General features: G+C 65.7%; 23 protein-coding genes and 1 other RNA gene. 15 read left to right on the top strand and 9 right to left on the bottom strand.

Annotated features, from left to right (window positions below; translation table 11 throughout):
• Nucleotides 1-155 precede the first annotated feature (155 nt).
• The 4 genes from ssrA to ACGRVM_RS04145 form a co-directional block, all read right to left on the bottom strand.
• Nucleotides 156-506: a transfer-messenger RNA gene (gene ssrA, locus ACGRVM_RS04160) on the bottom strand.
• A gap of 140 nt (nt 507-646) precedes the next feature.
• Nucleotides 647-1528: a PhzF family phenazine biosynthesis protein gene (locus tag ACGRVM_RS04155; protein ID WP_377168397.1), complete on the bottom strand. Its 882-nt coding sequence runs from the start codon at nt 1526-1528 to the stop codon at nt 647-649.
• 243 nt (nt 1529-1771) lie between these two features.
• Nucleotides 1772-3094 (bottom strand): ammonium transporter, encoded by a 1323-nt coding sequence (locus ACGRVM_RS04150; RefSeq protein WP_377168399.1) that lies wholly within the window; start codon nt 3092-3094, stop codon nt 1772-1774.
• Nucleotides 3095-3144: 50 nt separating this feature from the next.
• A complete protein-coding gene (locus ACGRVM_RS04145; protein ID WP_377168401.1) occupies nt 3145-3483 on the bottom strand; it encodes a P-II family nitrogen regulator in 339 nt (112 codons plus the stop codon).
• 284 nt (nt 3484-3767) lie between these two features.
• On the opposite strand from ACGRVM_RS04145, the gene ACGRVM_RS04140 reads away from it, so the two are divergent.
• Nucleotides 3768-5396, top strand: a complete 1629-nt coding sequence (locus ACGRVM_RS04140; RefSeq protein WP_377168403.1) for an ABC transporter substrate-binding protein — start codon at nt 3768-3770, stop codon at nt 5394-5396.
• A gap of 79 nt (nt 5397-5475) precedes the next feature.
• Nucleotides 5476-6087: a cob(I)yrinic acid a,c-diamide adenosyltransferase gene (gene cobO / locus ACGRVM_RS04135; RefSeq protein ID WP_377168405.1), complete on the top strand. Its 612-nt coding sequence runs from the start codon at nt 5476-5478 to the stop codon at nt 6085-6087.
• Here the strand turns inward: cobO and ACGRVM_RS04130 are convergent, their stop codons facing one another.
• From ACGRVM_RS04130 to ACGRVM_RS04110, 5 genes are read right to left on the bottom strand one after another with little or no spacing between them, the layout of a single operon-like run.
• Nucleotides 6088-6819 (bottom strand): MBL fold metallo-hydrolase, encoded by a 732-nt coding sequence (locus tag ACGRVM_RS04130; protein WP_377168407.1) that lies wholly within the window; start codon nt 6817-6819, stop codon nt 6088-6090. It lies immediately after the preceding gene.
• On the bottom strand, nt 6816-7859 hold the full coding sequence (locus ACGRVM_RS04125; RefSeq protein ID WP_377168409.1) for an ABC transporter ATP-binding protein: 1044 nt from the start codon (nt 7857-7859) through the stop codon (nt 6816-6818). Before ACGRVM_RS04125 ends, ACGRVM_RS04130 begins: the two co-directional genes overlap by 4 nt.
• Nucleotides 7856-8629 (bottom strand): ABC transporter permease, encoded by a 774-nt coding sequence (locus ACGRVM_RS04120; protein WP_377168411.1) that lies wholly within the window; start codon nt 8627-8629, stop codon nt 7856-7858. The genes ACGRVM_RS04125 and ACGRVM_RS04120 overlap by 4 nt, the downstream gene beginning before the upstream one ends.
• Nucleotides 8626-9474 carry an ABC transporter permease gene (locus ACGRVM_RS04115; RefSeq protein ID WP_377168413.1) on the bottom strand — a complete coding sequence of 283 codons (849 nt, stop codon included), beginning with the start codon at nt 9472-9474 and terminating at the stop codon, nt 8626-8628. The genes ACGRVM_RS04120 and ACGRVM_RS04115 overlap by 4 nt, the downstream gene beginning before the upstream one ends.
• Nucleotides 9474-10535, bottom strand: coding sequence for an ABC transporter substrate-binding protein (locus tag ACGRVM_RS04110; protein ID WP_377168415.1), 1062 nt, complete (start codon nt 10533-10535; stop codon nt 9474-9476). The genes ACGRVM_RS04115 and ACGRVM_RS04110 overlap by 1 nt, the downstream gene beginning before the upstream one ends.
• Nucleotides 10536-10656: 121 nt before the next feature.
• Between ACGRVM_RS04110 and ACGRVM_RS04105 the strand changes: the two genes are divergently transcribed.
• The 13 genes from ACGRVM_RS04105 (at nt 10657) to ACGRVM_RS04045 (ending at nt 23615) form a co-directional block, all read left to right on the top strand.
• The gene (locus ACGRVM_RS04105; protein ID WP_377168417.1) at nt 10657-11271 is read left to right on the top strand and encodes a TetR/AcrR family transcriptional regulator; all 615 of its coding nucleotides are present in this window, start codon (nt 10657-10659) and stop codon (nt 11269-11271) included.
• A gap of 271 nt (nt 11272-11542) precedes the next feature.
• Nucleotides 11543-12493, top strand: coding sequence for a sulfurtransferase (locus ACGRVM_RS04100; protein WP_394624021.1), 951 nt, complete (start codon nt 11543-11545; stop codon nt 12491-12493).
• A complete protein-coding gene (locus ACGRVM_RS04095; RefSeq protein WP_377168421.1) occupies nt 12493-13629 on the top strand; it encodes a YeeE/YedE family protein in 1137 nt (378 codons plus the stop codon). The genes ACGRVM_RS04100 and ACGRVM_RS04095 overlap by 1 nt, the downstream gene beginning before the upstream one ends.
• Complete coding sequence (locus ACGRVM_RS04090) at nt 13626-13790, top strand: hypothetical protein (RefSeq protein ID WP_377168423.1); 165 nt, start codon at nt 13626-13628, stop codon at nt 13788-13790. The genes ACGRVM_RS04095 and ACGRVM_RS04090 overlap by 4 nt, the downstream gene beginning before the upstream one ends.
• Before the next feature lie 118 nt (nt 13791-13908).
• A complete protein-coding gene (locus ACGRVM_RS04085) occupies nt 13909-14868 on the top strand; it encodes a LysR family transcriptional regulator (protein WP_377168425.1) in 960 nt (319 codons plus the stop codon).
• Nucleotides 14868-15839 carry an NAD(P)-dependent oxidoreductase gene (locus ACGRVM_RS04080; RefSeq protein WP_377168427.1) on the top strand — a complete coding sequence of 324 codons (972 nt, stop codon included), beginning with the start codon at nt 14868-14870 and terminating at the stop codon, nt 15837-15839. Before ACGRVM_RS04085 ends, ACGRVM_RS04080 begins: the two co-directional genes overlap by 1 nt.
• Entirely contained in the window at nt 15836-16561 is a 726-nt protein-coding gene (locus ACGRVM_RS04075; RefSeq protein ID WP_377168429.1) for an RraA family protein, read from the top strand. The genes ACGRVM_RS04080 and ACGRVM_RS04075 overlap by 4 nt, the downstream gene beginning before the upstream one ends.
• Nucleotides 16558-17595, top strand: a complete 1038-nt coding sequence (locus ACGRVM_RS04070; RefSeq protein WP_377168431.1) for a dipeptidase — start codon at nt 16558-16560, stop codon at nt 17593-17595. The genes ACGRVM_RS04075 and ACGRVM_RS04070 overlap by 4 nt, the downstream gene beginning before the upstream one ends.
• Nucleotides 17592-19274 carry a dipeptide ABC transporter ATP-binding protein gene (locus ACGRVM_RS04065; RefSeq protein ID WP_377168433.1) on the top strand — a complete coding sequence of 561 codons (1683 nt, stop codon included), beginning with the start codon at nt 17592-17594 and terminating at the stop codon, nt 19272-19274. The genes ACGRVM_RS04070 and ACGRVM_RS04065 overlap by 4 nt, the downstream gene beginning before the upstream one ends.
• Before the next feature lie 26 nt (nt 19275-19300).
• Entirely contained in the window at nt 19301-20863 is a 1563-nt protein-coding gene (locus ACGRVM_RS04060) for an ABC transporter substrate-binding protein (RefSeq protein WP_377168435.1), read from the top strand.
• 19 nt (nt 20864-20882) lie between these two features.
• The gene (locus ACGRVM_RS04055) at nt 20883-21848 is read left to right on the top strand and encodes an ABC transporter permease (protein WP_377168437.1); all 966 of its coding nucleotides are present in this window, start codon (nt 20883-20885) and stop codon (nt 21846-21848) included.
• Nucleotides 21845-22732: an ABC transporter permease gene (locus ACGRVM_RS04050; RefSeq protein WP_377168439.1), complete on the top strand. Its 888-nt coding sequence runs from the start codon at nt 21845-21847 to the stop codon at nt 22730-22732. The genes ACGRVM_RS04055 and ACGRVM_RS04050 overlap by 4 nt, the downstream gene beginning before the upstream one ends.
• On the top strand, nt 22719-23615 hold the full coding sequence (locus ACGRVM_RS04045; protein WP_377168441.1) for an amidohydrolase family protein: 897 nt from the start codon (nt 22719-22721) through the stop codon (nt 23613-23615). The genes ACGRVM_RS04050 and ACGRVM_RS04045 overlap by 14 nt, the downstream gene beginning before the upstream one ends.
• Nucleotides 23616-23624: the final 9 nt, after the last annotated feature.

The raw sequence follows: 23624 nt of genomic DNA, 5'->3' as shown, positions 1-23624 counted from the left end.
GCATGACAAGCCCAGACGAAATGCGGCCGGTGTGGGAGGATATTGGCAATGAGGAGGGAAGTGCAGCCTTCTGTTGCCCGGGTGTCGTTCGCTTGCGAACGGCACGCGCGCCGGCGGGTCGGCGTGGACAGGGTAAGCTGATGCGAATGGATGAAAGTGCAGGCTTCTGTTGCCAGGTGCCTGCGAACCCCGCCTTACGCTGCTAGGCGCAAGGACTTAGGTTTCGATTCCTCGAACCGCTTACGCGGCCAGAGCAACCGGAGCACGATTGTCGTTTGCAATTGTACTGTTCGGGCCGATACGGTGGCACCCCGCCGAGACAAAGCTACCCCTTTAGACGTTCGTCGATCCTGTTTCGACCCCGATCCGCCCTCAAACGAAGGGTTGTTGGTGGAGTCGCCGGGTACCGCCCCCGGGTCCGATCCGCTTATTACGAGCGCGTTTATGTCCATAGTCCCCGAAGGAACACCACGAATATAGGCGGGCGCGCGGGATTTGCAAACCTGTGGAGAGCGGGTGGGCGTGAATTTTTTTGCTGGGCAAGCGTGGCGCCAGTCCGCTGTGCGGGACTTTGCGGACGTTAGGAGCGTTTTCCTCAACGTCTGCTTCACCATTGTTCGAAAGGCTTGGTCAACATATTGATCTATTAGGCGATTAAGTAGCGACCATGCATTCTTTCTTGGGCTTTGCCCCCAACACGAACGCGGGTCAAACCTCGATCGTCCTCGTTCAATATCGTCTCCACTTTACTCGGGCGACCCATTTCAAATCCCTGTTCGCCCATCATGCAAAGCTCACCGCGGGAATCTGCCTTGATCCGGCCTGACCGGTAGAGGTGGCAAGCCAAGGCTGCGTTTGTCGTACCACTTGCGGCCTCCTCCGGGTCGCCCACCCCGTGGCATAGATCGCGCAAACGGATTTTCGCTTTTCCCGCTTCGTTTCCCTGCCAACACCATACACCAATAGTGTCTATTCCATTTGATGTGCTCAACATCCGCAGTGCTTCATCCTTTGGGCACAAAGCCGCCAGCGCGTTGACATCGGATACCTCGACAAAAAGATGTCTGAGGGCTGTGGATGACGAAGAAACATTCGATATTGCGTTTGTTTGCAATCCGAGCAGCGGTGCAATCTCTTCCAGACGCACCTCATTCAGATCATATCGGGGGAGCGGTTGGGACATCCAGATCGTCCCATCACGCCCAACCTCAACAGGTATCGTTCCAGCCTTGGTATGCAGGTCGTACTCTCCTGGAGAGATGCGCCCATCTTTCAGCATCGCCGACCAGATCGCGACGACGACATGGCCGCACATATCCATTTCGCAGCGACTGGAATGAAAATGCACATGGAACGAGCCATTGCCGTCCGGGGCGACAAAGCCTGTCGTGGGTGCAGCTAATTCAGCGGCAATGTTTTGACGAACCTCCGCCGAGAGCGGCTCATCTTCGTACACGACTGCGCCGATATTTCCTCCAAAAGGAGCAGCCGCGAATGCGGCATAGAGGCGGACATCCAATTGGGTCATTGACAGGAGATTTCTCCGATTATCTCTGGTGGCGTCAAGAACATGATCCTGACCGACCTAACGCTTACCGGTCGTTCCTGCAACGCGCAGCATCCGTCACATTGGGCTAGGAACAGACTTTCGCTGCATGGGTCATTTACCGACAGCCGGCATCCAAGCTTTGCAACCGCTCAAAACCTTCATGCAAAAACGCCCGGCAGAACCTGCCGGGCGCTTTCATTTTCGCGAACGTGGCATCGAAGCTCAGCCCTTCGAGAACTCCGGGTAGGCTTCCATTCCGAGCTCGGCCATGTCGAGGCCGCGGATTTCGTCCTCCTCGCTGACGCGGATGCCGAGGACCGCCTTGAGGATGAACCACACTATGAGGCTGGCAACGAAGGTGAAGACACCATAGGCGAGGATGCCCACGATCTGCGTCACGAGGCTCGCGTCGCCATTGTAGAAGACGACCGCGATGGTGCCCCAGATACCGGCGAAGAGGTGCACCGGGATGGCGCCGACCACGTCGTCGATCTTGAGCTTGTCGAGCATCGGCACGGTCAGCACGACGATCACGCCGCCCACGGCACCGATCCAGAGCGCGCCGAAGAGCGAGGGCGCCAGAGGCTCGGCGGTGATCGACACTAGGCCGGCCAGCGCGCCGTTCAGCACCATCGTGAGGTCGGGCTTCTTGTACATCACCTGGCTGAGGATCAGCGCGGTGACGGCACCGGCCGCCGCGGCCATGTTGGTGTTGGCGAAGATGCGGCTGACATCCGAGACATCGCCCACCGTACCCATGGCGAGCTGGGAGCCGCCGTTGAAGCCGAACCAGCCGAGCCACAGGATGAACGTGCCCAGAGTGGCGAGTGCGAGGTTCGAGCCGGGCATCGGGTGCACCTTGCCGTCCTTGGCGTATTTGCCGAGGCGCGGACCCAGCACGATGGCACCGGCCAACGCGGCCCAGCCGCCCACGGAGTGCACGACCGTCGAGCCGGCGAAGTCCGAGAAGCCCATCTCCGAAAGCCAGCCGCCGCCCCACTGCCAGGAGCCCGAGATCGGATACATAACGCCGGTGAGGACGATGACGAAGATCAGGAAGGGCCAGAGCTTGATCCGCTCGGCCAGCGCGCCCGACACGATCGACGCGGTCGCGGCGACGAAGACGAGCTGGAAGAAGAAATCCGAGCCGATCGAGGCATAGTCGAGCGCCGCATCCGCCGCGGCGACGCCGACCGGATCGAGCACGGTCGGCGAGAAGAAGCTGCCGACATAGCCGTTGAACTCGCCCGGATACATGAGGTTGAAGCCCATGAGCCAATAAATGATCGCGGCGATGGAATAGAGCGCGATGTTCTTGGTCATCTGCATCGTGACGTTCTTGGAACGCACGAGGCCGCCCTCCAGCATGGCGAAGCCGGCGGCCATGAAGAAGACCAGAAAGCCGGCCATGCAGAAGAGCAGGGTCGTCATGATGTAGGGGCCGATCTCATCGAAGCTCGGCGCGGCGGCCGCATCCTGCGCGAGGCCCATCTGGGGCAGGGCGATCAGCGCTGCGGCGACGCCCAGTTTGGTCGTGAATGACATGGTGTGTGTCCCGTCCTTTGTAGTGTAAGTGTCAGGCGATGCGGCGCGCGTCACAGCGCGTCCTCGCCCGTCTCGCCGGTGCGCACCCGCGCGACATGCGCCAGATCCAGCACGAAGATTTTGCCGTCGCCGATCTTGCCGGTGCGCGCGGTCTGGATGATCGTGTCGCAGACCTGTTCGGCCATCGACGAGGCCACCGCGATCTCCAGCTTGATCTTGGGCACGTAATTCACGGCGTATTCCGCACCGCGATAGATTTCGGTATGGCCCGACTGTGCGCCGAAGCCCTTTGTCTCGGTCACCATCATGCCGCGCACGCCGATGGCGGTGAGCGCCTCGCGCACCTCGTCCAGCTTGAACGGTTTGATGGTCGCTATGATGAGTTTCACCTCGTCTCCTCTCCCTTTTCTGTGCCGTGCCCCGACTTGCCGCGGGTCGGCGGATGGCCTGACGCTGCCGTTTTCTGCGCTGCGGCGTAAGACGCGGGCGGCGGATCGCCGCCCGTTTTCGCAGGAGATGCCTAAAATTTAGGCGGCGCGCCTTCGCTGCTTAAAATTTAGGCAGGTCCGGTCTCGAGCGCGCCGGCGGCGCGGCTTTCTGGACAGGCCGCGCTCCGGCGCTAGCTGGTCTTTCGACATGAAAACCGACTGACCGAGGCCGAAAGGACAGACCCATGAAAAAGCCCAGCATCTCCGAGACGCGCCTGCATCCCGCGCGCGCCCGCGCACCCGAAGGCGCCCGCAGCGCAGAAGGTCCGAGCCGCCGCAGCATTCTCGCCGGGGGCGCTGCCGCATCCTTGGGCGCCGCGCTGCCGATGGGCTGGGCCAGGCCCGCGCGCGCCGCGCCGAAGCGCGGCGGCGTGTTTCGCGTGGGCGTCCATGACGGCAGCTCGACCGACGGCTGGGATCCCGCGACGACCGAGAGCATCCTGATGATCCACGCGAGCCATGTCGCGCGCGCGTATCTCACGGAAATCACCAACACCAACGATCTCGGCCCCGACCTCGCGACCTCTTGGGAGGCGACGAAGGACGACGCGAGCGAATGGCGCTTCGAGCTGGCGACGAACGCGACCTTTCATGACGGGCGCAAGGTGACCTCGGCCGATGTCGTGGCCTCGATGATGTATCACCTCGCCGAAGATTCCGCCTCGGCGGCCAAGCCGCTCATGGCCGGCATCACCAACGTGCGCGCGGACGGCGATCATGCCGTGGTCTTCGAGCTCGAGGCCGGCAATGCCGATCTGCCCTATCTCGTTTCGGACTATCATCTGACAATCCAGCCCGCGAAGCCGGATGGCGGGATCGAATGGGAGAACGGCATCGGCTGCGGCCCCTACAAAGTGACCGAATTCTCGCCCGGCATTCGCTGCGATTTCGTGCGCCATGATGGCTGGCACCGCGCGGATGAGGGCGCGTGGTTCGACGAGGTCAAGATGACCGTGCTCAACGATCCGAACGCGCGGCAGGCCGCCATCGTGACGGGCGACGTGGACGCGGTGACGGATATCGACCTCAAGACCGCCGACCGCCTCGCGCAGGCGCCGGGCGTTATTCTCGACGATGTGCCCTCGGGCACGCATATCACCATGCCGATGTTCTGCGACGTGGCCCCCTTCGACGACGTGAACGTGCGCCTCGCGCTCAAGCACGCCATCGGGCGTCAGGAGATCGTGGACAAGATCCTCTTCGGGCGCGGCATCGTGGGCAACGATCATCCCATCGGCCCGACCATGCCCTATCACGCCGATCTGCCGCAGCGCGAGCAGGACCTCGACAAGGCGCGGTTCCACCTCAAGAAGGCCGGGCATGACACTCTTTCGGTTGAGATTTCCGTCAATGACGCGATCCTCTCGGGCGCGACGAACATGTGCTCGCTCTTCGCCGAGCAGGCGCGGCCCGCGGGGCTCGACATCAAGGTCAATCAGGAGCCGGTGGACGGCTATTGGTCGAATGTCTGGCTGAAGAAGCCGTTCTGCGTCGTGTCCTGGGCCGCGCGCCCCACGCCGGACGTGATGTTCTCGCTCGCCTACAAGGCCGGGGCCGACTGGAACGAGAGCCATTGGGAGAACGAGCGCTTCAACGAGCTTCTGCTCAAGGCCAAGTCCGAGACAGACGATGCGCTGCGCTCGGAGATGTATGCCGAGATGCAGATGCTTTGCCGCGACGACGGCGGAACCATCGTGCCCTTCTTCCGCAACCGCACCTCGGCGCGGCGCGACAACGTCATGCATGACGACGATATCGCCGCCGTCTGGGAGCTCGATGGCGCACGCGGCTATCACCGCTGGTGGTTCGCCTGATACCGGCCCGATGCGATTGACGCGGCCCGCCCGAGGTGACACCTCTGGCGGGCCGAATTTTGCCAAAGGGAAGGCCCCGATGACCGACGACATCAACGCGCTGCACAATGAGAAGATGAAGCGCATCAAGGCGCAGCGCGACGCGCTGATGAAGCACAAGACCGAGGAGAAGGGCCTGATCATTGTCCATACTGGCGACGGGAAGGGCAAGTCGTCCTCGGGCTTCGGCATGATCATGCGCTGCATCGGGCATGGGATGCCCTGCGCCGTCGTCCAGTTCATCAAGGGCACTTGGGTCACGGGCGAAAAGACGCTCCTGCGCGAGCGGTTCGCGGATGAATGCCGCTTCTTCGTCTCGGGCGAGGGCTTCACCTGGGAGACGCAGGACCGCGAGGCCGATATCGCCGCCGCGCAGAACGGCTGGAAGATCGCGAAGGAGCAGATCCTCGATCCCGAGATCCGGTTCGTGCTGCTCGATGAGATCAACATCGCGCTGCGCTACGATTATCTCGATATCGACGAGGTGGTGGATTTCCTGCTCACGCAGAAGCCCGCGATGACGCATGTCTGCCTCACCGGCCGCAGCGCCAAGCCCGAGCTGATCGAGGCCGCCGATCTCGTGAGCGAGATGAAACTGGTCAAGCATCCATTCCGCGACGGGGTCAAGGCCCAGAACGGCGTCGAGATGTAGTCAGCCGCGCTCGCGCGCGTCGAGCCAGTCCTTGATGATTTGCCGGTGGCGCGCGCGTCCGTAGCTCGGGAAATGCCCGCCATGGACGATCTCGACCGGCAGGTCGTATAGGCGCACCATCGAGCGGTGATAATCCTCGGCATCGGCGTGGTAGGTATCCTCGATCAGCGGGCCGTCATAGACGATATCGCCTGAAAAGAGGATGCCGGTCGCGGCCTCCCAAAGCGCGATGCCGCCCGGTGAATGGCCGGGCGTGTGGATCACCTCGAAGGCTCGGTCGCCCAGATCGATCATGTCGCCGTCGGCCAGAAGCCGCGTCGCGGGTGCGCGTTTCAGCCGGTAGGTTTCGGAGCTGTAGGGCAGGGGCGGCAGCCGGGTGAAGATCTCGTCGGTGACATAGGGATCGGCCAGCGTCGCCGCGTTGGTGGGATCCGCGAGGATATGCGCCTCGGCCTCGTGCACGCAGCGATCCGGAAATTCGTGATGGCAGCCGATATGGTCAAAATGCGTGTGGCTGGCCACGGCGGTCAGGTCGCGCTCGGTGACGAGGGGAACCCAGTCTCGCAAGCTGACGACGCCCATGCCGCTATCGACCAGCATGTCCCGCTCGCGTCCCCGGATGTGCCACATGTTGCAGCGGTAGAATTCCTCGATATGGGGCTCGCAGATATAGGTGACGTCATGGCTGCGCTTCTCGACGCGGTACCAGTCCTCGGGGCGCGCGCGTTTCATGCCTCGGCCTCGAAAATGCTGAGATCGGCGGGGTCCGCCGAAAGCCGCACGATACTGCCCCTCTCGGGGCGGGCACCCGGCGGCAGATGCGCAATCAGGTCCATATCGGGCGCGGCCTCGGGCGCGAGGTGGCAGAGGAAATGCGTGCCGAAAAAGGCGGCATCGGTGATGCGCGCCGCGCCCATGTCCCACGGCCCCTTGCCGGTGCCGATCTGCTCGGGGCGCAGGCAGAGCGTGAGCGGGCCTTCCGGCGCGGCTTCGGGCGCGGGCAGGGCGCCGATGGGCGTTTCGATCATGTCGCCGCTGCGCGTGCCCGGAATGCGGTTCATCTCGCCCATGAAGCCCGCGGCGAAAAGCGATCCGGGGCGGCGATAGATCCGGTCGGGCGGGCCGCAATCCTCGATCCGCCCGCCGTTCATCACGACGATGCGGTCGGCGATGGCCATCGCTTCCTCCTGATCGTGTGTGACATGCACAAAGGTCGTGCCGACCTTGCGCTGTATCTGCTTCAGCTCGTCCTGCATGGCGCGGCGCAGCTTGAGATCGAGTGCGCCCAAGGGCTCGTCGAGCAACAGAACGTCCGGATCGACGGCGAGGCTGCGGGCGAGGGCGACGCGCTGGCGTTGCCCGCCCGAGAGGGCATGAGGCCGCTTCGCGGCGGCATCCTTCAGCCCCACGAGATCCAGCAATTCGAGCGCCTTTGCGTCGCGCCGGGCCTTCCCCACGCCTGCCATGCGCGGGCCGAAACCTACGTTGTCGCGCAGGCTCATATGCGGGAAGAGCGCGTAATCCTGGAACATGGTGGTCGTCGGACGCTTGGCCGGGGGCACATGCGTCATGTCGCGCCCGCCGATCAGGACCGTGCCGCGCGTCGGATTGATGAAGCCGCCCAGCGTCGACAAAAGCGTGGTCTTGCCGCAGCCCGACGGGCCGAGCAGCACGATGTATTCGCCCGCCTCGATGTCGAGATCGATGTTTTCGAGCGCGCGGAAGGTGCCGAAGTCGTGGCTGACGGCTTGGATGGCGATGGAGGCGGTCAACGGCGTTTCCTTCCGAAGATGAAGAGTTCGAGGCCGATCACCAGCGCGACCGAGACGAGAAAGACGATGGACCCGATGGCATTGGTGCGCGGCGAGAGGCCGGAGCGCAGCAGGCTCCAGATCTCGACCGGGAGCGTCACGTCGAAGCGCGTCATGAGGAAGGCGATGATGAATTCGTCCCAGCTGAGCGTGAGGCAGAGAAAGAAGGACGCGAGGATCGAGGGCGCCAGCATCGGAACCGTCACCAGCGCCAGAACGCGCCATTCGGAGGCGCCCAGATCGCGCGCCGCGCGCTCGGCATTCTCCTGCTGCGCGCCCATCGAGGCATAGATGATGGCGAAGGCCAGCGGCAGGTTGATGACGACATGGCCCACGGCGGCGGCATAGAGCGACGGGCCGGGTCCGTAATTGTTGAAGACGATCAAGAGTCCGAGGCCGATGATGAGATAGCTGACCGTCATCGGCGCGATCAGCAGGCCGCGCATTAGGGCGCTGCCCGGCAGGATGTGGCGCGCGAGGCCGTAGGCGGCAAGAAAGCCGAGGATGCAGCTCAGCGCCGCCGATCCCGCGCCGACCAGCAACGAATTGCCGAGCGCGGGCATCAGGCGATTGTCGCCCAGCACATCCGCATACCATTTCAGCGTCGGCCCGTTGAAGGGCGGGACCGGCAGGCGGCCGTCCTGAAAGGAGAAGAGGACGAGCGTCACCACCGGCAGGAAGATGAAGCCATAGGCCAGCGCCATATAGGCCCAGGGGAGGACGCGTCTCATAGCCGGTCGATCCTCAGCCAGCGGGCGGCGCCCAGATAGGCCAGCGTCACGAGGCCCATGAGCACGATGGACATGGCGGCCGCCAGCGGGAAATTCGCCCCGCGCCCCAGTTGCACCATGATGATCTGCGGCCCGGTCAGCTCGTTGTTGCCGCCCAGGATCTGCGGCGTGATGTAGTCGCCGATGCAAAGGACGAATGTCAGGAAGGCGCCGGTCATGATGCCGGGCAGGGTCAGCGGCAGGATGACATGGCGAAAGGCCTGCCAGCTGCTTGCGCCGAGATCGACGGCGGCGCGGCGATAGTTCGGCGGCAGCTGCACGAGATTGGCGTAGATCGTCAGCGTCAGCAGCATGACGAAGAAATGCACGAAGCCGGTGACCGTGGCGAGGCGCGTCGAGGCCAGCGTCAGCGGCTCGGCGATGACGCCGAGGCCGAGCAGCGTCTGGTTGATGACCCCCTCGCGCGACAGCACCAGCAGCCAGGCGTAGGAGCGCACCACGTAGGAGGTCCAGAAAGGCAGGATCGCCAGCAGGAGCGCGAGCCGCTGCCACCTTTCGGGAACGCGGTAGGCGATGATCCATGCCAGCGGATAGGCGAGAAGGACCGAGACGATTGTGACCGTGAGCGTGATCTCGAGCGAGACCATGATCGCGCGCAGAAGATAGCTTTGCCCGAAGAGCCGCGCGTAATTTTGGAAGCTGAAGCCCCAGATCAGCTCGCGCCCCTCCAGCGTGGCAAGGCTCATCGCCGCCATCACGCCGAAGGGGACGACGAAAAACGCTATCGTCCAGAGCAGGGCCGGGGCGACGAAGCCCCAGCCGCGTATCGTCTCGGAACGTGCCATCAGTGCTGGAGCATTTCCAGCCAGACATCCTGCATCTGGCCGTCAAGCTCGGCATCGGGCGCCGGATAGAGCTGCGAACGCGCGAGATAGTCGTCCTGCTCGTCCCAGCGCAGGATCGCCTTCTGCTCGTCCGTCAGATGCTCGCCCGCCTTCCGATTGGCGGGCATGCCCCAGAAACAGGAGGAGGTGGCGAGCCGCGCCTGACCTTCGGGGCTGGTGATGTATTTCACGAACTCGATGGCCATGTCCTTGTTCTCGCTCGTCTCCAGCACGCCGATGGATTGCGACCAGCGCACGGCGCCCTGATCGGGAATGGTCCATGTCAGCTCGGGCTGCTCCTCGGCCAGAACCGCGGTCAGCCATTCGCCGCCGCCCACGACGATATCGACCTCGCCGGTGGCGAGCGCGGTCTGGCTCGCCACGACCTCGCCGACCGATCGGGCGTTCTCTTTCATGGCGAAGAGCGTGTCCTTGAGCGCGGGCAGGTCTTCCGCGGTCAGGCTCGCCGTCTCCTTGCCGTTCGCGATGGCGGCAAGGCCCATGACGGGCAGGTAGTAGTCATAAACCGCGATGCGGTCCTTGTACTTGTCGCTCCAGACGGTGCTCAGATCCTGCATGTCCGCCGGATCGACCTTCTCGGAGTTGAAGGAAATGGTGTTGTAGCCGAATTTCTCGGTCACGGCGTAGGTCTTGCCGTCCATCGTGACCTGATCTTCCATGGCGACGCCCGGAAAGAAATCGGCGGTGGGCAACTCATCCGCCGGAAGCTCGGCCATGAGGCCGGCCTCGACCGCGCGGGGCACGTCGATGCCATCGATCACCAGAACGTCCCAGTCGCCCGGCCGCGACTGCTCCAAAAGGGCGAGCGCGGTCGCGGTACCCTCGTATTCGCGCAGGTTCACGCGGATACCGTGCTTTTCCTCGAAGGGCTGGATCAGCGCGGGGTCGGTGTGATCGCACCAGACGAGCGCGTTGAGATCTTCGGCGGCCATCGCCGAGGCCGGCAGGGCCAGCGTGGCAGCGGTGCCCATGAGGGCGCGGCGCAGGGGGGAATGGGTCATTTCGGTCTCTCCTTGTTGGGTTTGTCGGGGCGGGCTTTGCGCCTCTTGAAGAAAAAATGAGTTGCTTCATTTTTAAAGTCAACACTAAATTAAGGGGTGCAGGCGAGCCAGGGGAGAGCGGATGTCGGGATTGCGCGAAAGGCAGAAGGCGGATCGGAACCGGCGCATCCTGAGCGCCGCGATCCAGCTTTTCCGCGCCGACGGCTACCGCGCGGCGCGGATCGAGGACATGGCCGAACTGGCCGAGGTCTCGCCCGGGACGGTCTATAATTATTACGGCTCCAAGGGGGATATCCTCTTCGCCACCGTCGCGATGGAGGTCAAGGAGGTGCTGGCGGCGGGAGAGGGGATCGTCGCGGACCCGCCCGCCGGCGTCGAGACCGCGCTGATGGCGCTGATCGGCAGCTACTACGATCACTCGCAGGAATATCTGAGCAAGGAGATGTGGCGCACCGCCTTCGCGCTCTCGGTCGAGGCGCCCCATACGCCGAACGGCGTACGGTTTTCGGAGCTGGACCGCGCGCTCTCGGCGCAGGTGGTGGCGCTCATCGCGCGGCTTCAGGAACGCGGCGAGGTCGCCGCCCATCTCGACGCGCAGGCGCTGGGAGAAGTGATGTTCAACAATCTCAACGCGATGTTCATGGAATTCGTCAAGACCGAGCCGATGACGCTGGACCAGCTCAAGGCCGAGGTCGCGCGCCAGATCGCCCCGCTCGCCGCCCTGATCGCATCCTAGTGCCTCCTGCCGCGACGGGCGGCGAAGATCACGCGTCACGGGGATCGTGGTCGCATTGGGGCAGGCGGCGCGGCCGCCCTTTTTTGAACGCCAATAAGGTTTCTGTTCTGCTTGGCGCTAAGTTAGTGGAATAAAGTTCCACTTAACGCCACGATCTTCCCGAGATCCGTATAATGTGACCAAGGCAAAGCGAAACGCTCGCCCGCCCCGCGCGCGCGCGTAACGGGGGCCGAGCCTTGCCAAAAGGGCTCTTCCGAACGACATGAGCGCCATGTTCCAACCACGAGGTGACGTCATGAAGATTCTCTTCCCCGCCGCGCTGGCGCTTGCCAGCCTCGTTTCTCCCGCGTTCGCGCAGAACACCTTCGGCCCGCTGATCGCGCCCGAGGCGCTGAGCGAGAAGCTCGAGGCAGATGCGCCGCTCGTTCTCGACATCCGGGGCGATGCCTATGCCGAGGGCCACATCCCCGGCGCCGTCTCCGCGCCCTATGCGCAGTTCCGCGGCCCCGCCGACAATCCCGGCCAGGTGATCCCAGAGGATCAGCTCGAGGCGACGCTGCGCGGCCTCGGCGTGACGATGGACCGCCCCCTCGCCATCGTGCATGAAGGCGATACCGACACCGATTTCGGCGCCGCCGCGCGCGTTTACTGGACGCTGAAATCCTCGGGCCTCACGCAGCTCGCCATCGTCGATGGCGGCATGACGGCATGGGAGGCCGAAAGCTTGCCCACCTCGACCGAAGGCAGCACGCCGACCCCGTCCGAAATCGATATCGCATGGACCGACAAGTGGCTGGCCACGACCGATGACGTCGCCGCCGTCGTCAAGGGCGAGAGCGAGGCCACGCTGGTCGATGCGCGCCCCGCGAGCTTTTTCGAAGGCAAGCAGAGCCATGGTGCGGCCGAGCGTCCCGGAACCCTTCCGGGCGCGCAGAACCTGACGCATAGCGAATTCTTCAAGGACGGCACCCGCACCGTCGACCCCGAGACCGCGCGCAGCATCTCGGAGCGTCTGGGCCTCGCGTCCGATCGCCCCATCGTGTCCTTCTGCAACACCGGACACTGGGCCGCGACCGACTGGTTCGCCATGTCCGAGATCGCCGGTCTCGACAACGTCAAGCTCTATGCGGACAGCATGGTCGGCTATTCCAAGACCGATAACGAGATGGCGAATGTTCCGGGTCTCTTCCAGAACCTGATCAATCAGGTCACGGGCAACTGATGAGCGCGCTTGCGGATGATGGCGCTTCCGGCTCCGGCCGGGGGCGCCTTTTGCCCCGCGCGGGGCTGATCGTGCTCGCCGCCTTGCTGGTGGCGGCGGTCGCGGCGCTGGCGGGGGCGCGCTTCGGGCTGATGCTCGCCATCGGCCTCGGGCTCGGCATGACGCTCGAGGGGCTGCGCTTCGGCTTTGCCGGACCGTGGCGCGCGATGATCCTGCGGCGCGAGCCGGCGGGCATTCTCGCGCAGCTTCTGGCCATCGGCATCGTCGCCATCGTGGCGCTTCCGATCCTCGCGGGGAGCGGCGGCGAGATCGTCGGGGCCGAAGCGCCCATCGGCTTTGCCATGATCGGGGGCGCCTTCGTCTTCGGGGCGGCGATGCAGGTGGTGCTGGGCTGTGGGTCGGGCACGCTCGTCAATGCCGGCAGCGGCAATCCGGTGGGGCTCGTCGCGCTGCCGTTCTTCGCCATCGGCAGCTTTCTGGGCGCCTATCACCTCATCTGGTGGACCGAGCTCGGCACCTTGCCCGTCATGGTCCTGCGCGGCCCGAGCGGGCTGGCCATCACGCTCGCGGGCCTCGCCGTGGTCGCGGCCTTCCTGCTCTGGCGCGCGGCGCCCGGCACGCGGGCGCTGCCGCGCCGTTTGATCATCGCGGCGCTGCTTCTGGCCCTCTTCGCCATCGGCAACCTCTTGGTCGCGGGCCAGCCGTGGGGCGTGGTCTATGGCCTCGGCCTCTGGGTCGCCAAGGGCGCGGCCGGTTTCGGCGCGGATCTGAGCGGGTCGGCCTTCTGGTCGGCCCCCGGCAATGCCGAGCGCGTCGCCTCGAGCGTGCTGACGGACTATACCTCGCTTACCGATTTCGGGCTGATCGCGGGCGCCTTCCTCGTCGTGAGCTGGCGCGCGGGCGGTTTTGCCGCGCCGCTGCCCAGCCTTCCGGCGCGGGCGTGGCTGGCCACGATCGTCGCGGGTCTGCTTCTGGGCTATTCCTCGCGGCTCGCCTTCGGCTGCAATGTGGGCGCGTTCTTCTCGGGCATCTCGACGGGCAGTCTGCATGGCTGGGTCTGGTTCGCCGCCGCCTTCGCCGGCTCCTGGCTCGGGGTGCATCTGCGGCCCGCTCTGGGACTGGAGGCACGCTCATGAGCCGCCGCATCGTCGCCCTTGCCGCGCTCGGCCTCGCCTTCGGCGTCGTCGCGCTCGATCTGGCCGCGAGCCCGCCCAACCCCTATGCCGCGCCGCCGCTCCTGGCGCTGGGATCGGGGCAGGCGCCCTCGGGGGGCTTCTGCGGAGACCTGCCTGATTGATGCGCTGAGCGCATCAATCTAGGCTTACTTTGCCATTTTCGCGCAATTATCTTGGCGCTAGCGTCTAGGATGCGGCGGGGGACTCGGATGTCCCCCGGCGCAACCGGGAGGGCGTATCGTGGCCAATATCGACATCGGTGATCTCAGCACGTTCCTGATCGTGGCCGAGGATCTGAGCTTCACCCGCGCGGCGGAGCGGCTCAACATCGATCAATCCGCGCTCAGCCGCCGCATGGGGGGGATCGAGGCGCGCATCGGCATGAAGCTCTTCGAGCGCACGACGCGTCAGGTGCGCCTGACCGGCGCGGGCGCCGCGCTCAAGCGGGAGGCGCCCAAGGTCATCGCACAGCTCGACACCGCCCTGACGCGCGCGCGCCGCGCCGAGGAGGGCGCCGTGGGCGAAATCCGCATCGGCTATAACGACTTCGCCATTTCCGGCCCGCTGCCGCAGATCGTGCAGGCTTTCCGTAGCGCTGTGCCGGACGTGCATGTGTCGATGGTCCGCTCCGGCACCGAAACGCAGATGGCGCGGCTCGCGGCAGGAGAGATCGACGTCGCCTTCGGGATCGGCCCGGTGAGCGACGCGCGATTCGAGGTCGCCTGCGTCTGGCGCGAAAGCCTCGTCGCGGTGATGGCCGAAACGCATCCGCTCGCGCGGCGCGGCGCGCTCACCCTGGCCGAGACGGTGCGCGAGCCACTGGTCGTGGGTGACCGCAGCCGCTGGCAGGTCTATCGCAACGAATTGCGACGCGTCTATGCGACGGTCGGCGCCTTTCCCGATATCGTGGCCGAGGGGCCGGATACATCGGTCGTCATGGGCCTTGTCGCCTCGGGCATCGGCATCACGCTCTATCCCGAATGCGTCGAGAACGCGGCGCGCAGCGGGATCGTCCTGCGCCCCATCACGGATGCGGGCGCGAGCCTTCAGACCGACATGGCATGGCAGGCGGGCGTCGATCCGGTGACCGACCGTTTCGCCGCGCTCGCCTGCGACTACGTGCGCCGCTGGCCGGGCGGGCGCTATCGCGAGAGCAATGTGACGCCGCTCGCCGCCGCACCGCGCACGGGCGGAGCGTGATGGCCAAGGTTCTCATCCTCAAGCCGCTGCACGAGGCGGGGCTGTCGCTTCTGACCGCGCGGAGCGACGTCGAGCTGATCCGCATCGACGCGCCGACGCCCGAGGCGATCCTCGACGTGATCGCGGATATCGACGTCATCTGCATCAAGAATACGCCCCTAACAATTGAAATGCTTGAGAAAGCGCGGGCGCTGCGCGCCGTTTCGAAACATGGCGTCGGCCTCGACAACCTGCCGATGGCGTCGCTCTCGGCGCGCGGCATTCCCGTCGCCACGGTGGGTGACGCCAATGCGGGATCGGTGGCCGAGCATGCGCTCATGCTGATGCTGGCGCTCTCGCGGCGCGTGATGCACTACGATGCCCGCGCGCGCGCGGGCGGCTATATCAACGATCCCGACTGGCCGACGCATGAGGTGGCGGGCAAGCGCCTGCTGCTGATCGGCGTGGGCCGCATCGGCGGGCGCGTGGCGCGGCTGGCGCAGGCCTTCGGGATGGAGGTCGCGGCCTTCGATCCGGTGGCGGACGCCGCCGCGCTGGCCGATCTCGGGATCGCGCGCGAGGCAGATCTGATGGCGGCGCTGGGGCGCGCGGATATCGTCTCGCTCCACTGCCCGCTGACGCCCGAGACGGACGGGCTGATGAATGCCGAGCGGCTGGCGGCGATGAAGTCGGGGGCGTTTCTCGTCAACACCGCGCGGGGCGAGCTGATCGACGAGGCGGCGCTTCTTGAGGCGCTGCCGGATCGGGGCGGCAGACTGGGCGGCGCGGGACTCGATGTCTTCGCGGTCGAGCCGCCACAGCCCGAAAATCCGCTCTTCGCCAGCCCCTACATCCTCGCCAGCCCGCATTCCGCCGCGCTCACCGTCGAGACGGGCCTTCGCATGGCGCGCATCACCGCCGAGAACGCGCTGGCCGCGCTGGACGGCACGCTCGATGCGCGCCTCATCGCCAATCACAAGGAAATCCGATGACCGTGACACAAGACCATCTCGCGGCGCTGGCGCGGTTCGACACGCCCACGATCTGCAACGCGCTCGAGCGCATCGAGCCCGCGACGCGGCTCGAAGGCTATACCGCGCAAAGCATGGTCGCGGCGCCGGGTCATCTGCGGCTGCCCGATGGCGCGCGCGCGATCTGCGGACGGGCCAAGACCGCGCGCATCGCGGGCCGCGCGCCGCACGGGCGCAAGGAGGCCGAAAACAACGCGCTCAAGATCGGCTATTACGAATATGTCGCCGCCTGCGATCTGCCCACCGTTCTGGTGATCGAGGACACGGATGCCGATCCCATAGGCGCCTTCTGGGGCGAGGTGCATTCGGCGCTCCACCGCGCGCTCGGCGCGCTCGGGGCGGTGACGAACGGCGTGGTGCGCGATCTCGAGGATCTCGATCCGCGTTTCCTGATCCTCGCCGGAAAGGTCGCGCCCAGCCATGCGCATGTGCATTGGGTCGATTACGGCGCGGGCGCCACGGTCTTCGGCATGCAGGTCGAGGACGGGCAGATCATTCACGCCGACCGGCACGGCGCGGTGGTGATCCCCGAAAGCGCCGTCGGCCGGCTCGAAGAGGCCGCGCGCGCCGTGCAGGCGCGCGAGCGCCCGCTTCTCGAGCTTGCGCAGGCCGAGCATATGGACATGGCGGCGCTGCGCGCGCTCATCACGGGAAAGACACAAGGCGAGGAGGCGGCGGAATGAGCGATCGCTATAACGAGAGCATGAAGCTGGAAGAGGTGCGCGCCGCCGCGACGCCCGAGGCGCTGGCGATGCTGGACGAGGCGCTGGTCTGGGACATGACGCTGCCGTGGACGCCCGACTATGTCGAGACGGACCGCATCCTGCCGCGTTTCGCGGCGGCGGGCGTCGATCTCATCTCGCTCACGGTGATGGGTCCGGAGAAGAACCTTGCCGAGACCATCGCCCATTTCGCCCGCGTGGGGCGCGCGATCGAGGCCCGCAGCGAGACGATGGTGCGTTGCCGGAGCGTCGCGGATATCCGCGCGGCCAAGGCGGCGGGCAAGCTGGGGCTGATCTACAACCTACAGGAAACCAAGCATTTCGACGACGATCTGGGCATGGTCGGCCTTTTCTACGAGCTTGGCGTGCGCCACGCGCTTCTGGCCTACAACTCGCGCAACCGCGTGGGCGACGGCTGCTCGGAGCGCAACGACAGCGGGCTGTCCAACTGGGGCGTCGCCGTGGTGGAGGAGATGAACCGCGTCGGCATGCTCGTCGACGGCACGCATTCGGGCGTCGCCACCACGATGGATGCGATGGACGTGGCGACGTCGCCCTTCATCTTCTCGCATTGCAACGCCTATGGCGTCGTCCCGCATTACCGCAACATCCGCGACGAGCAGATCGTGAAATGCGCGGCGACCGGCGGGGTGATCGGCGTCAACGGCCTCGGCGAGTTTCTCGATGATCCCAAGGCGTCCTCGCAATCGATCTTCAAGCATCTCGACTACATGGCCCAGCTGGTCGGCGCGCGGCATCTGGGCCTCGGCCTCGACTTCGTGCTCGATGTGGGCGGCTTCTGGGACTGGGTGGAGAAATTCCCACACATGTGGCCCGAAAGCCCGCCGGTGCAGCGCCGCCGGGGCGGCTTCGCCCAGCCCGAGCAGGTGCTCGAGCTGATCGACCTCATGCTTGCCGCCGGCTGGTCGGACGAGGATGTGCGCGGCGTTCTGGGCGAGAATTTCGCCCGCGTGTGCGAGCAGGTCTGGAGATGAGTCAGCCACTCCTGGATATCGCGGGGCTCAGCATCCGCTTTCCGGGCGACGCGCTGCACGGCGTGGCGGATCATATGGCCGTGCGCGAGGCCAGTCTCAGCGTCGCGCGGGGCGAGATCGTCAGCGTGGTGGGCGAGAGCGGGGCGGGCAAATCCTCCATCGCCGCAGCCGTCATGCGCCTCATCGACGCGCCGGGACGGATCGAGGCGGGGACGATCACGCTCGATGGCATCGACCTCGCCGCGTTGCCCGAGACGCGGATGCAGGCCCTGCGCGGGCGCCGCATCGGTGCGATCTTCCAGGATCCGCTCTCGTCGCTCAACCCGGTGCTGACCATCGGGCAGCAGATGATCCCGGCGATCATGCACGCCGCCCAGATCGGCAAGGCGGCGGCGCGCGCCAAGGCGATCGATCTTTTGACCCAGGTCGCCATCCCCGAGCCGGAAACGCGGCTACGCCAATACCCGCACCAGCTGTCGGGCGGGCAGCGCCAGCGCATCGTGATCGCCATCGCCATCTCAGGCGAACCCGACCTTTTGATCGCGGACGAGCCGACCACCGCGCTCGACGTGTCGGTGCAGTCCGAAGTCCTGCAAGTGATCGAGCGGCTGGCGCGTGAGCGGCAGATCGGCGTGCTGCTGATCACGCATGACATGGCCGTGGTCGCCGAGATCGCGGACCGCGTCGTGGTGATGCAGCATGGCCGCGTCGTCGAGGCCGGCCCGAAGGCCGATGTGCTCTTCGCGCCGCAGGAAAGCTATACCCGGGCGCTCATCGCCTCGGTGCCGCGCTCGGACCAGCGGATGGAGCGCTTCGCGCGCGGCGACGTGGCGGCGGGCGACGGGGCCATCGCCACGGTCGAGACTGTGAGCGTCGTCTTCGAAGGCCCGCGCCGCCTGCGCGCCGCCGCGCGGCGCGAGGTGCATGCGCTCTCGGATGTCAGCCTCGATATCCAGCGCGGCGAAAGCCTCGGGATCGTGGGCGAGAGCGGATCGGGCAAGTCCACGCTGGCGCGGGTGATCTGCGGCCTTCAGCCCATCACGAGCGGGCGCGTGACCTATGAGGGGCGCGACATCACGAAGCTGGCCGTGACGCCCGCGATGCGCGCGGGCGTACTGCAGATGCAGATGGTCTTTCAGGATCCCTTCGCCTCGCTCAACCCGCGCCAACGCGTGCTGGCGGCGCTCATCGAGCCGCAGATGGTGACCGGCAAGGCGAGGGGCCGCGCGGAGGCGCGGGACCGCGCGGTCAGCGCGCTCGAACTGGTGGGCCTTACCGAGGCCGATGGCGCGAAATACCCGCATGAATTCTCGGGCGGCCAGCGCCAGCGCATCTCCATCGCGCGCGCGCTCGTGCTCGATCCCGATTTTCTGATCTGCGACGAGCCGACCTCGGCGCTGGACGTCTCGGTGCAGGCGCAGGTTCTGGACCTTCTGAGCGATCTGCGCCGCCGCCTCAACCTCACGCTTCTGTTCGTGAGCCACGATCTCGCCGTGGTGCGCCAGCTCTGCGACCGGATCGCCGTGATGCAGCGAGGCCAGATCCGCGAGATCGGCCCGGCCGAGGAGATATTCGAGCGTCCGCAGCATGCCTATACGCAGCATTTGCTGGCCACATCGCCGAAATTCGCGCCCGGCGCGACGCTGGCGCGGGAGGCGCCGGCGGAGGTTCAACCGTAACGACCACCAAAACAGGGAGAAGACCAATGACACGCCTATCAACCCTTCTGGCCAGCACCGCGCTCGCCGCGACCGCACTGGCCGCACCTCTGGCCGCCGAGACCGTCGTCGGCATCTCGGTCAGCCCGTCCTCGATGGACCCGCAGCTGGGCGCGCTCGGCTCGGACGAGGCCTATTACCGCCATATCTACGACCCGCTGATCCTGTCAAACGCGGATCTTCAGCCGTCCCCGGCGCTCATCACCGAATGGACCGTGATCGACGACACCACATGGGAGATGAAGCTGCGCGAGGGCGTCAAATTCCATGACGGCAGCGATTTCGACGCGAAGGACGTGATCGCCACGCTCGAGCGTCTGCCGAACGTGCCCGGCTCGGACGGGCTCAACGCCGAGAAGATGTCGGCCATCGAGGAGGTCGAGGTGCTCAGCCCGCATCTCATCCGCCTGCACACCAAGGTGCCGACGCCGGACCTTCTGACGCTGCTCTACACCGCCTTCGTCATCTCGGACGAGCTGCCCGAGGATGTGACGACCGACATGTTCAACAGCGGTGAAGCGGCTATCGGCACCGGCCCCTACCAGTTCGTCGGCTGGGATCGCGGTCAGGCGCTGCGCCTCAAGGCCAATCCCGATTACTGGGACGGCGCGCCCGCGGCGGACGAGGTGACGATGCGCGAGATGCCGGACGATTCCGCACGCGTCGCGGCGCTTCTGGCGGGCGATGTGGACATCATCGACGGCGTGCCGCCGCTCGACGTGGCACGGCTCAAGGACAATGCCGACATCTCCATCGTCAGCGGCCCCTCGGCGCGCACGATCTTCCTTCAGTTCAACACCGTGCCCGAGCAGGCGCCGATGCTGACCGCCAAGGACGGCAGCCCGCTCGAGACGAACCCGCTGCGAGACGTCAAGGTGCGCGAGGCGATTTCGCTCGCGGTCAACCAGCCGCTCATCATCGAGCGGATCATGGAAGGGCTCGCGACGCCCATCAACCAGCCCGTGCCTTCGGGCTTCATGGGCACCGACGACACGCTCGGCCCGGTCGAGTACGACCCCGAGCGCGCCAAGGCCCTCTTGGCCGAGGCGGGCTACGAGGACGGCTTCGCCATGACGCTGGGCTGCCCCAATGACCGCTATGTCAACGACGCCAAGATCTGTCAGGCGGTGGGGCAGATGCTGGGCGCGGTGGGGATCGACCTCACCGTCGATACCATGCCCAAATCCGTCTATTTCGAACGGATGCGCGCGGGCGAGTTCCCCTTCTTCATGCTGGGCTGGGGCAACGCGCAGGGCAATAGCGGCTCGATGCTGCGCTCGGTGCTGGTGACCAAGGATGCGGATGCGGGCTTCGGCTCGTGGAATGGCGGCTTCAGCTATCCCGAAGGGGACGAGCAGCTGAAGATGGCCGAGCAATTGATGGATCTGGACGCCCGCGACACCGAGCTTGCCAAGGCCACGCGCATGTTCATGGACCAGCACGCGCTGATCCCGCTTCATGCGCAGAACGTGATCGTCGCGCTGCGCGGGGACATGGGCTATTCCACCATGCCCGACGAGGCGTTCCGCGCCCACAACATCACCAAATAAGACGAGGACGGGCGCGGGCATGACCGGATATCTCATCAAACGTCTGATCGAGGCACTGGTCGCGCTCGCGCTCGTCTCGCTGCTGGTCTTCGTCGGCATCTACGCCATCGGGGACCCGGTGAACCTGCTCTTGTCCTCCGACGCAGGCCCCGCCGCCGAGGCCGCCCTGCGCGCGCAGCTCGGGCTCGACCGCTCCTTGCCCGAGCAATACCTGGCCTTTCTGGGCAACGCGCTGCGCGGCGATCTGGGTGTTTCGTTCTATTTCCGCGAGCCCGCAATCGAGGTGATCTTCGAGCGGCTCCCGGCCACGCTGGAACTCGCTGCCGTCGCGATGATGTTCGCCATTCTCATCGGCATTCCCCTTGGCCTCATCGCGGGCATGAACCCCGGCACGATGCTCGACCGCGGAATCGTCACCGGCTCCATTATGGGCTTCTCGCTGCCGACCTTCCTTGTGGGGCTTCTCCTCATCATGGTCTTCGCCGTCTGGCTGGGCTGGCTGCCCTCGGGCGGGCGCGGCGAGGTGGGCAGCTTTCTCGGAATGCGCTCGAGCCTTTTCACCGCAGACGGGTGGAGCCATGTCCTGATGCCCGCGCTGAACCTTTCGATCTTTCCGATGGCCTTCCTGATCCGGCTGACGCGGTCGGGCATGCGCGAGGCGATGAGCCTCGATTTCGTGCGCTTCGCCCGTGCGCAGGGCTTCAGCCGGGGCAGGGTGGTGCGGCTGCATGTGCTGAAATACATCTCGATCCCGATCGTCACGATGATCGGTCTGCAATTCGGCATCCTCATCGCCTTCGCCGTCGTCACCGAGTCGATCTTCGCCTGGCCGGGCATGGGGCGGCTCATCATCAACGCGATCAACCAGCTCGATCGCCCATTGATCGTGGCCTACATGCTGGTCACCTCGATCCTTTTCATCGCCATCAACCTCATCGTGGACATCGTCTATGGATGGCTCGACCCGAGGGCACAGTTGAAATGAGCACTGCAACGCTTCCCCGCTGGGCGCCGATGCGCCGTTTCGTCCAAGGCGCGCCGCTGGCGACCATCGGCCTGATCGTTCTCATCCTGCTGATCCTCGCCGCGATCTTCGCGCCGTGGCTGGCGATCCACGATCCCTACGATCTCTCGACCTTCTCGATCCTCGATGCGCGCCTCGCGCCGAGCGAGGCGTCGTTCTCGGGCAGCGCGCCGCCGCTCGGCACCGACGATCAGGGGCGCGATCTCTACAGCGCGATCCTTTATGGTTTGCGCATCAGCCTGATGGTGGCCGCCGTCTCCGGCTTCTTCGCCTTCGTGATCGGCACCGCGCTCGGCCTTCTGGCCGGCTTCTATGGCGGCTGGACCGACCGCATCGTGATGCGCGTCGTCGATATCCAGCTCTCGATCCCGGCGATCCTCGTGGCGCTGGTGCTGCTGGCGATCCTTGGCCGCGCGGTTGAAAACACGATCATCGCGCTCGTGACGGTGCAATGGGTCTATTTCGCGCGCACCGTGCGCGCCTCGGTCCTCAGTGAGCGGCACAAGGAATACGTTCAGGCCGGGCGGCTCATGGGCTATTCCAGCGCGCGGCTGCTCTTGCGCCATATCCTGCCCAACTGCATGGGGCCACTCTCGGTCGTCGCGACCATCGAATTCGCCCATGCGATCACGCTCGAGGCGACGCTGTCCTTCCTCGGGGTCGGTCTGCCCATCACCGAGCCGAGCCTCGGGCGGCTCGTCTCGAACGGGTTCTCCTACCTCTTGAACGGCGAGTGGTGGATTTCGCTCCTGCCGGGCTGCGCGCTCCTGATCCTCATTTTCTCGATCAATCTCGTCGGCGACCGCCTGCGCGACGCATCGGGGCCGCGCCATGGCTTTGCCTGAGATCATCGACGCGCATCACCACCTCTGGGCGCCGGACACGGACCCGGAGGGCGTCGGCTGGGTCTGGCTGAAGAAGCCCGGGCGGCGGCAATTCGGCGATCCGGCCCCGATCCGGCGGGACTACCTTTTGCCCGAATTCATGGCCGAGGCCGCGCCGGACCGCCTGACGGGCTCGGTTCATGTGCAGGTGGACAATGCGTTGCCCGACCCGGTGGCCGAGACGCGCTTCGTCCAGCGGATCAGCGATGCGAGCGGCTTTCCCATCGCCATCGTCGGCTTCGCCGATCTGGCGGCGCCGGGGCTGGGCGCGCTGCTGGACCGTCACATGGCCTTCCCGAATTTCCGGGGTGTCCGCCAGATCATCGCGCGGCTGGAGGACCGGCCCGAAATCAGTTTTGCGCCGCGCGCGTATCTTGGCGATGCCGCGTGGCGCGCGGGCTTCGCGGCCCTCGGCGAACGCGGTCTCAGCTTCGATCTGCAACTTTATCCCGAGCAGATGGAGGCCGCCGCGGACCTTCTCGCCGCTCATCCGGACGTGCCGGTGGTCGTCGATCATCTCGGCAGCCCGCATGACCCGAGCGCGAAGGGGCTGGCGGTCTGGCAGCGGGGGATGGAGGCGCTGGCGGCGTTGCCGCATGTCCATGTCAAACTCTCGGGGTATGCGATGTATTTCGGTGACGACATGGGGCAGGGCGCGCAGGATATGACGGCCGAGATCATCCGCCTCTTCGGCGCGCCGCGCACAATGTTCGGCAGCAATTTCCCGGTGGACAAGCTGCATCTCGACTACCGCGCCGCGCTCGATCTGATCGCGGAGGTGGCGGCGGCGGAGGATCTGCCGCAGATCCTCGGCGGCAACGCGCGGCGGTTCTACAGGGTCTAGCCCGCCGTT

Source organism: Roseovarius aquimarinus, from assembly GCF_043661195.1.
GTDB lineage: Bacteria > Pseudomonadota > Alphaproteobacteria > Rhodobacterales > Rhodobacteraceae > Roseovarius > Roseovarius aquimarinus.
This window is presented reverse-complemented; position numbering and strand designations above follow the sequence as displayed.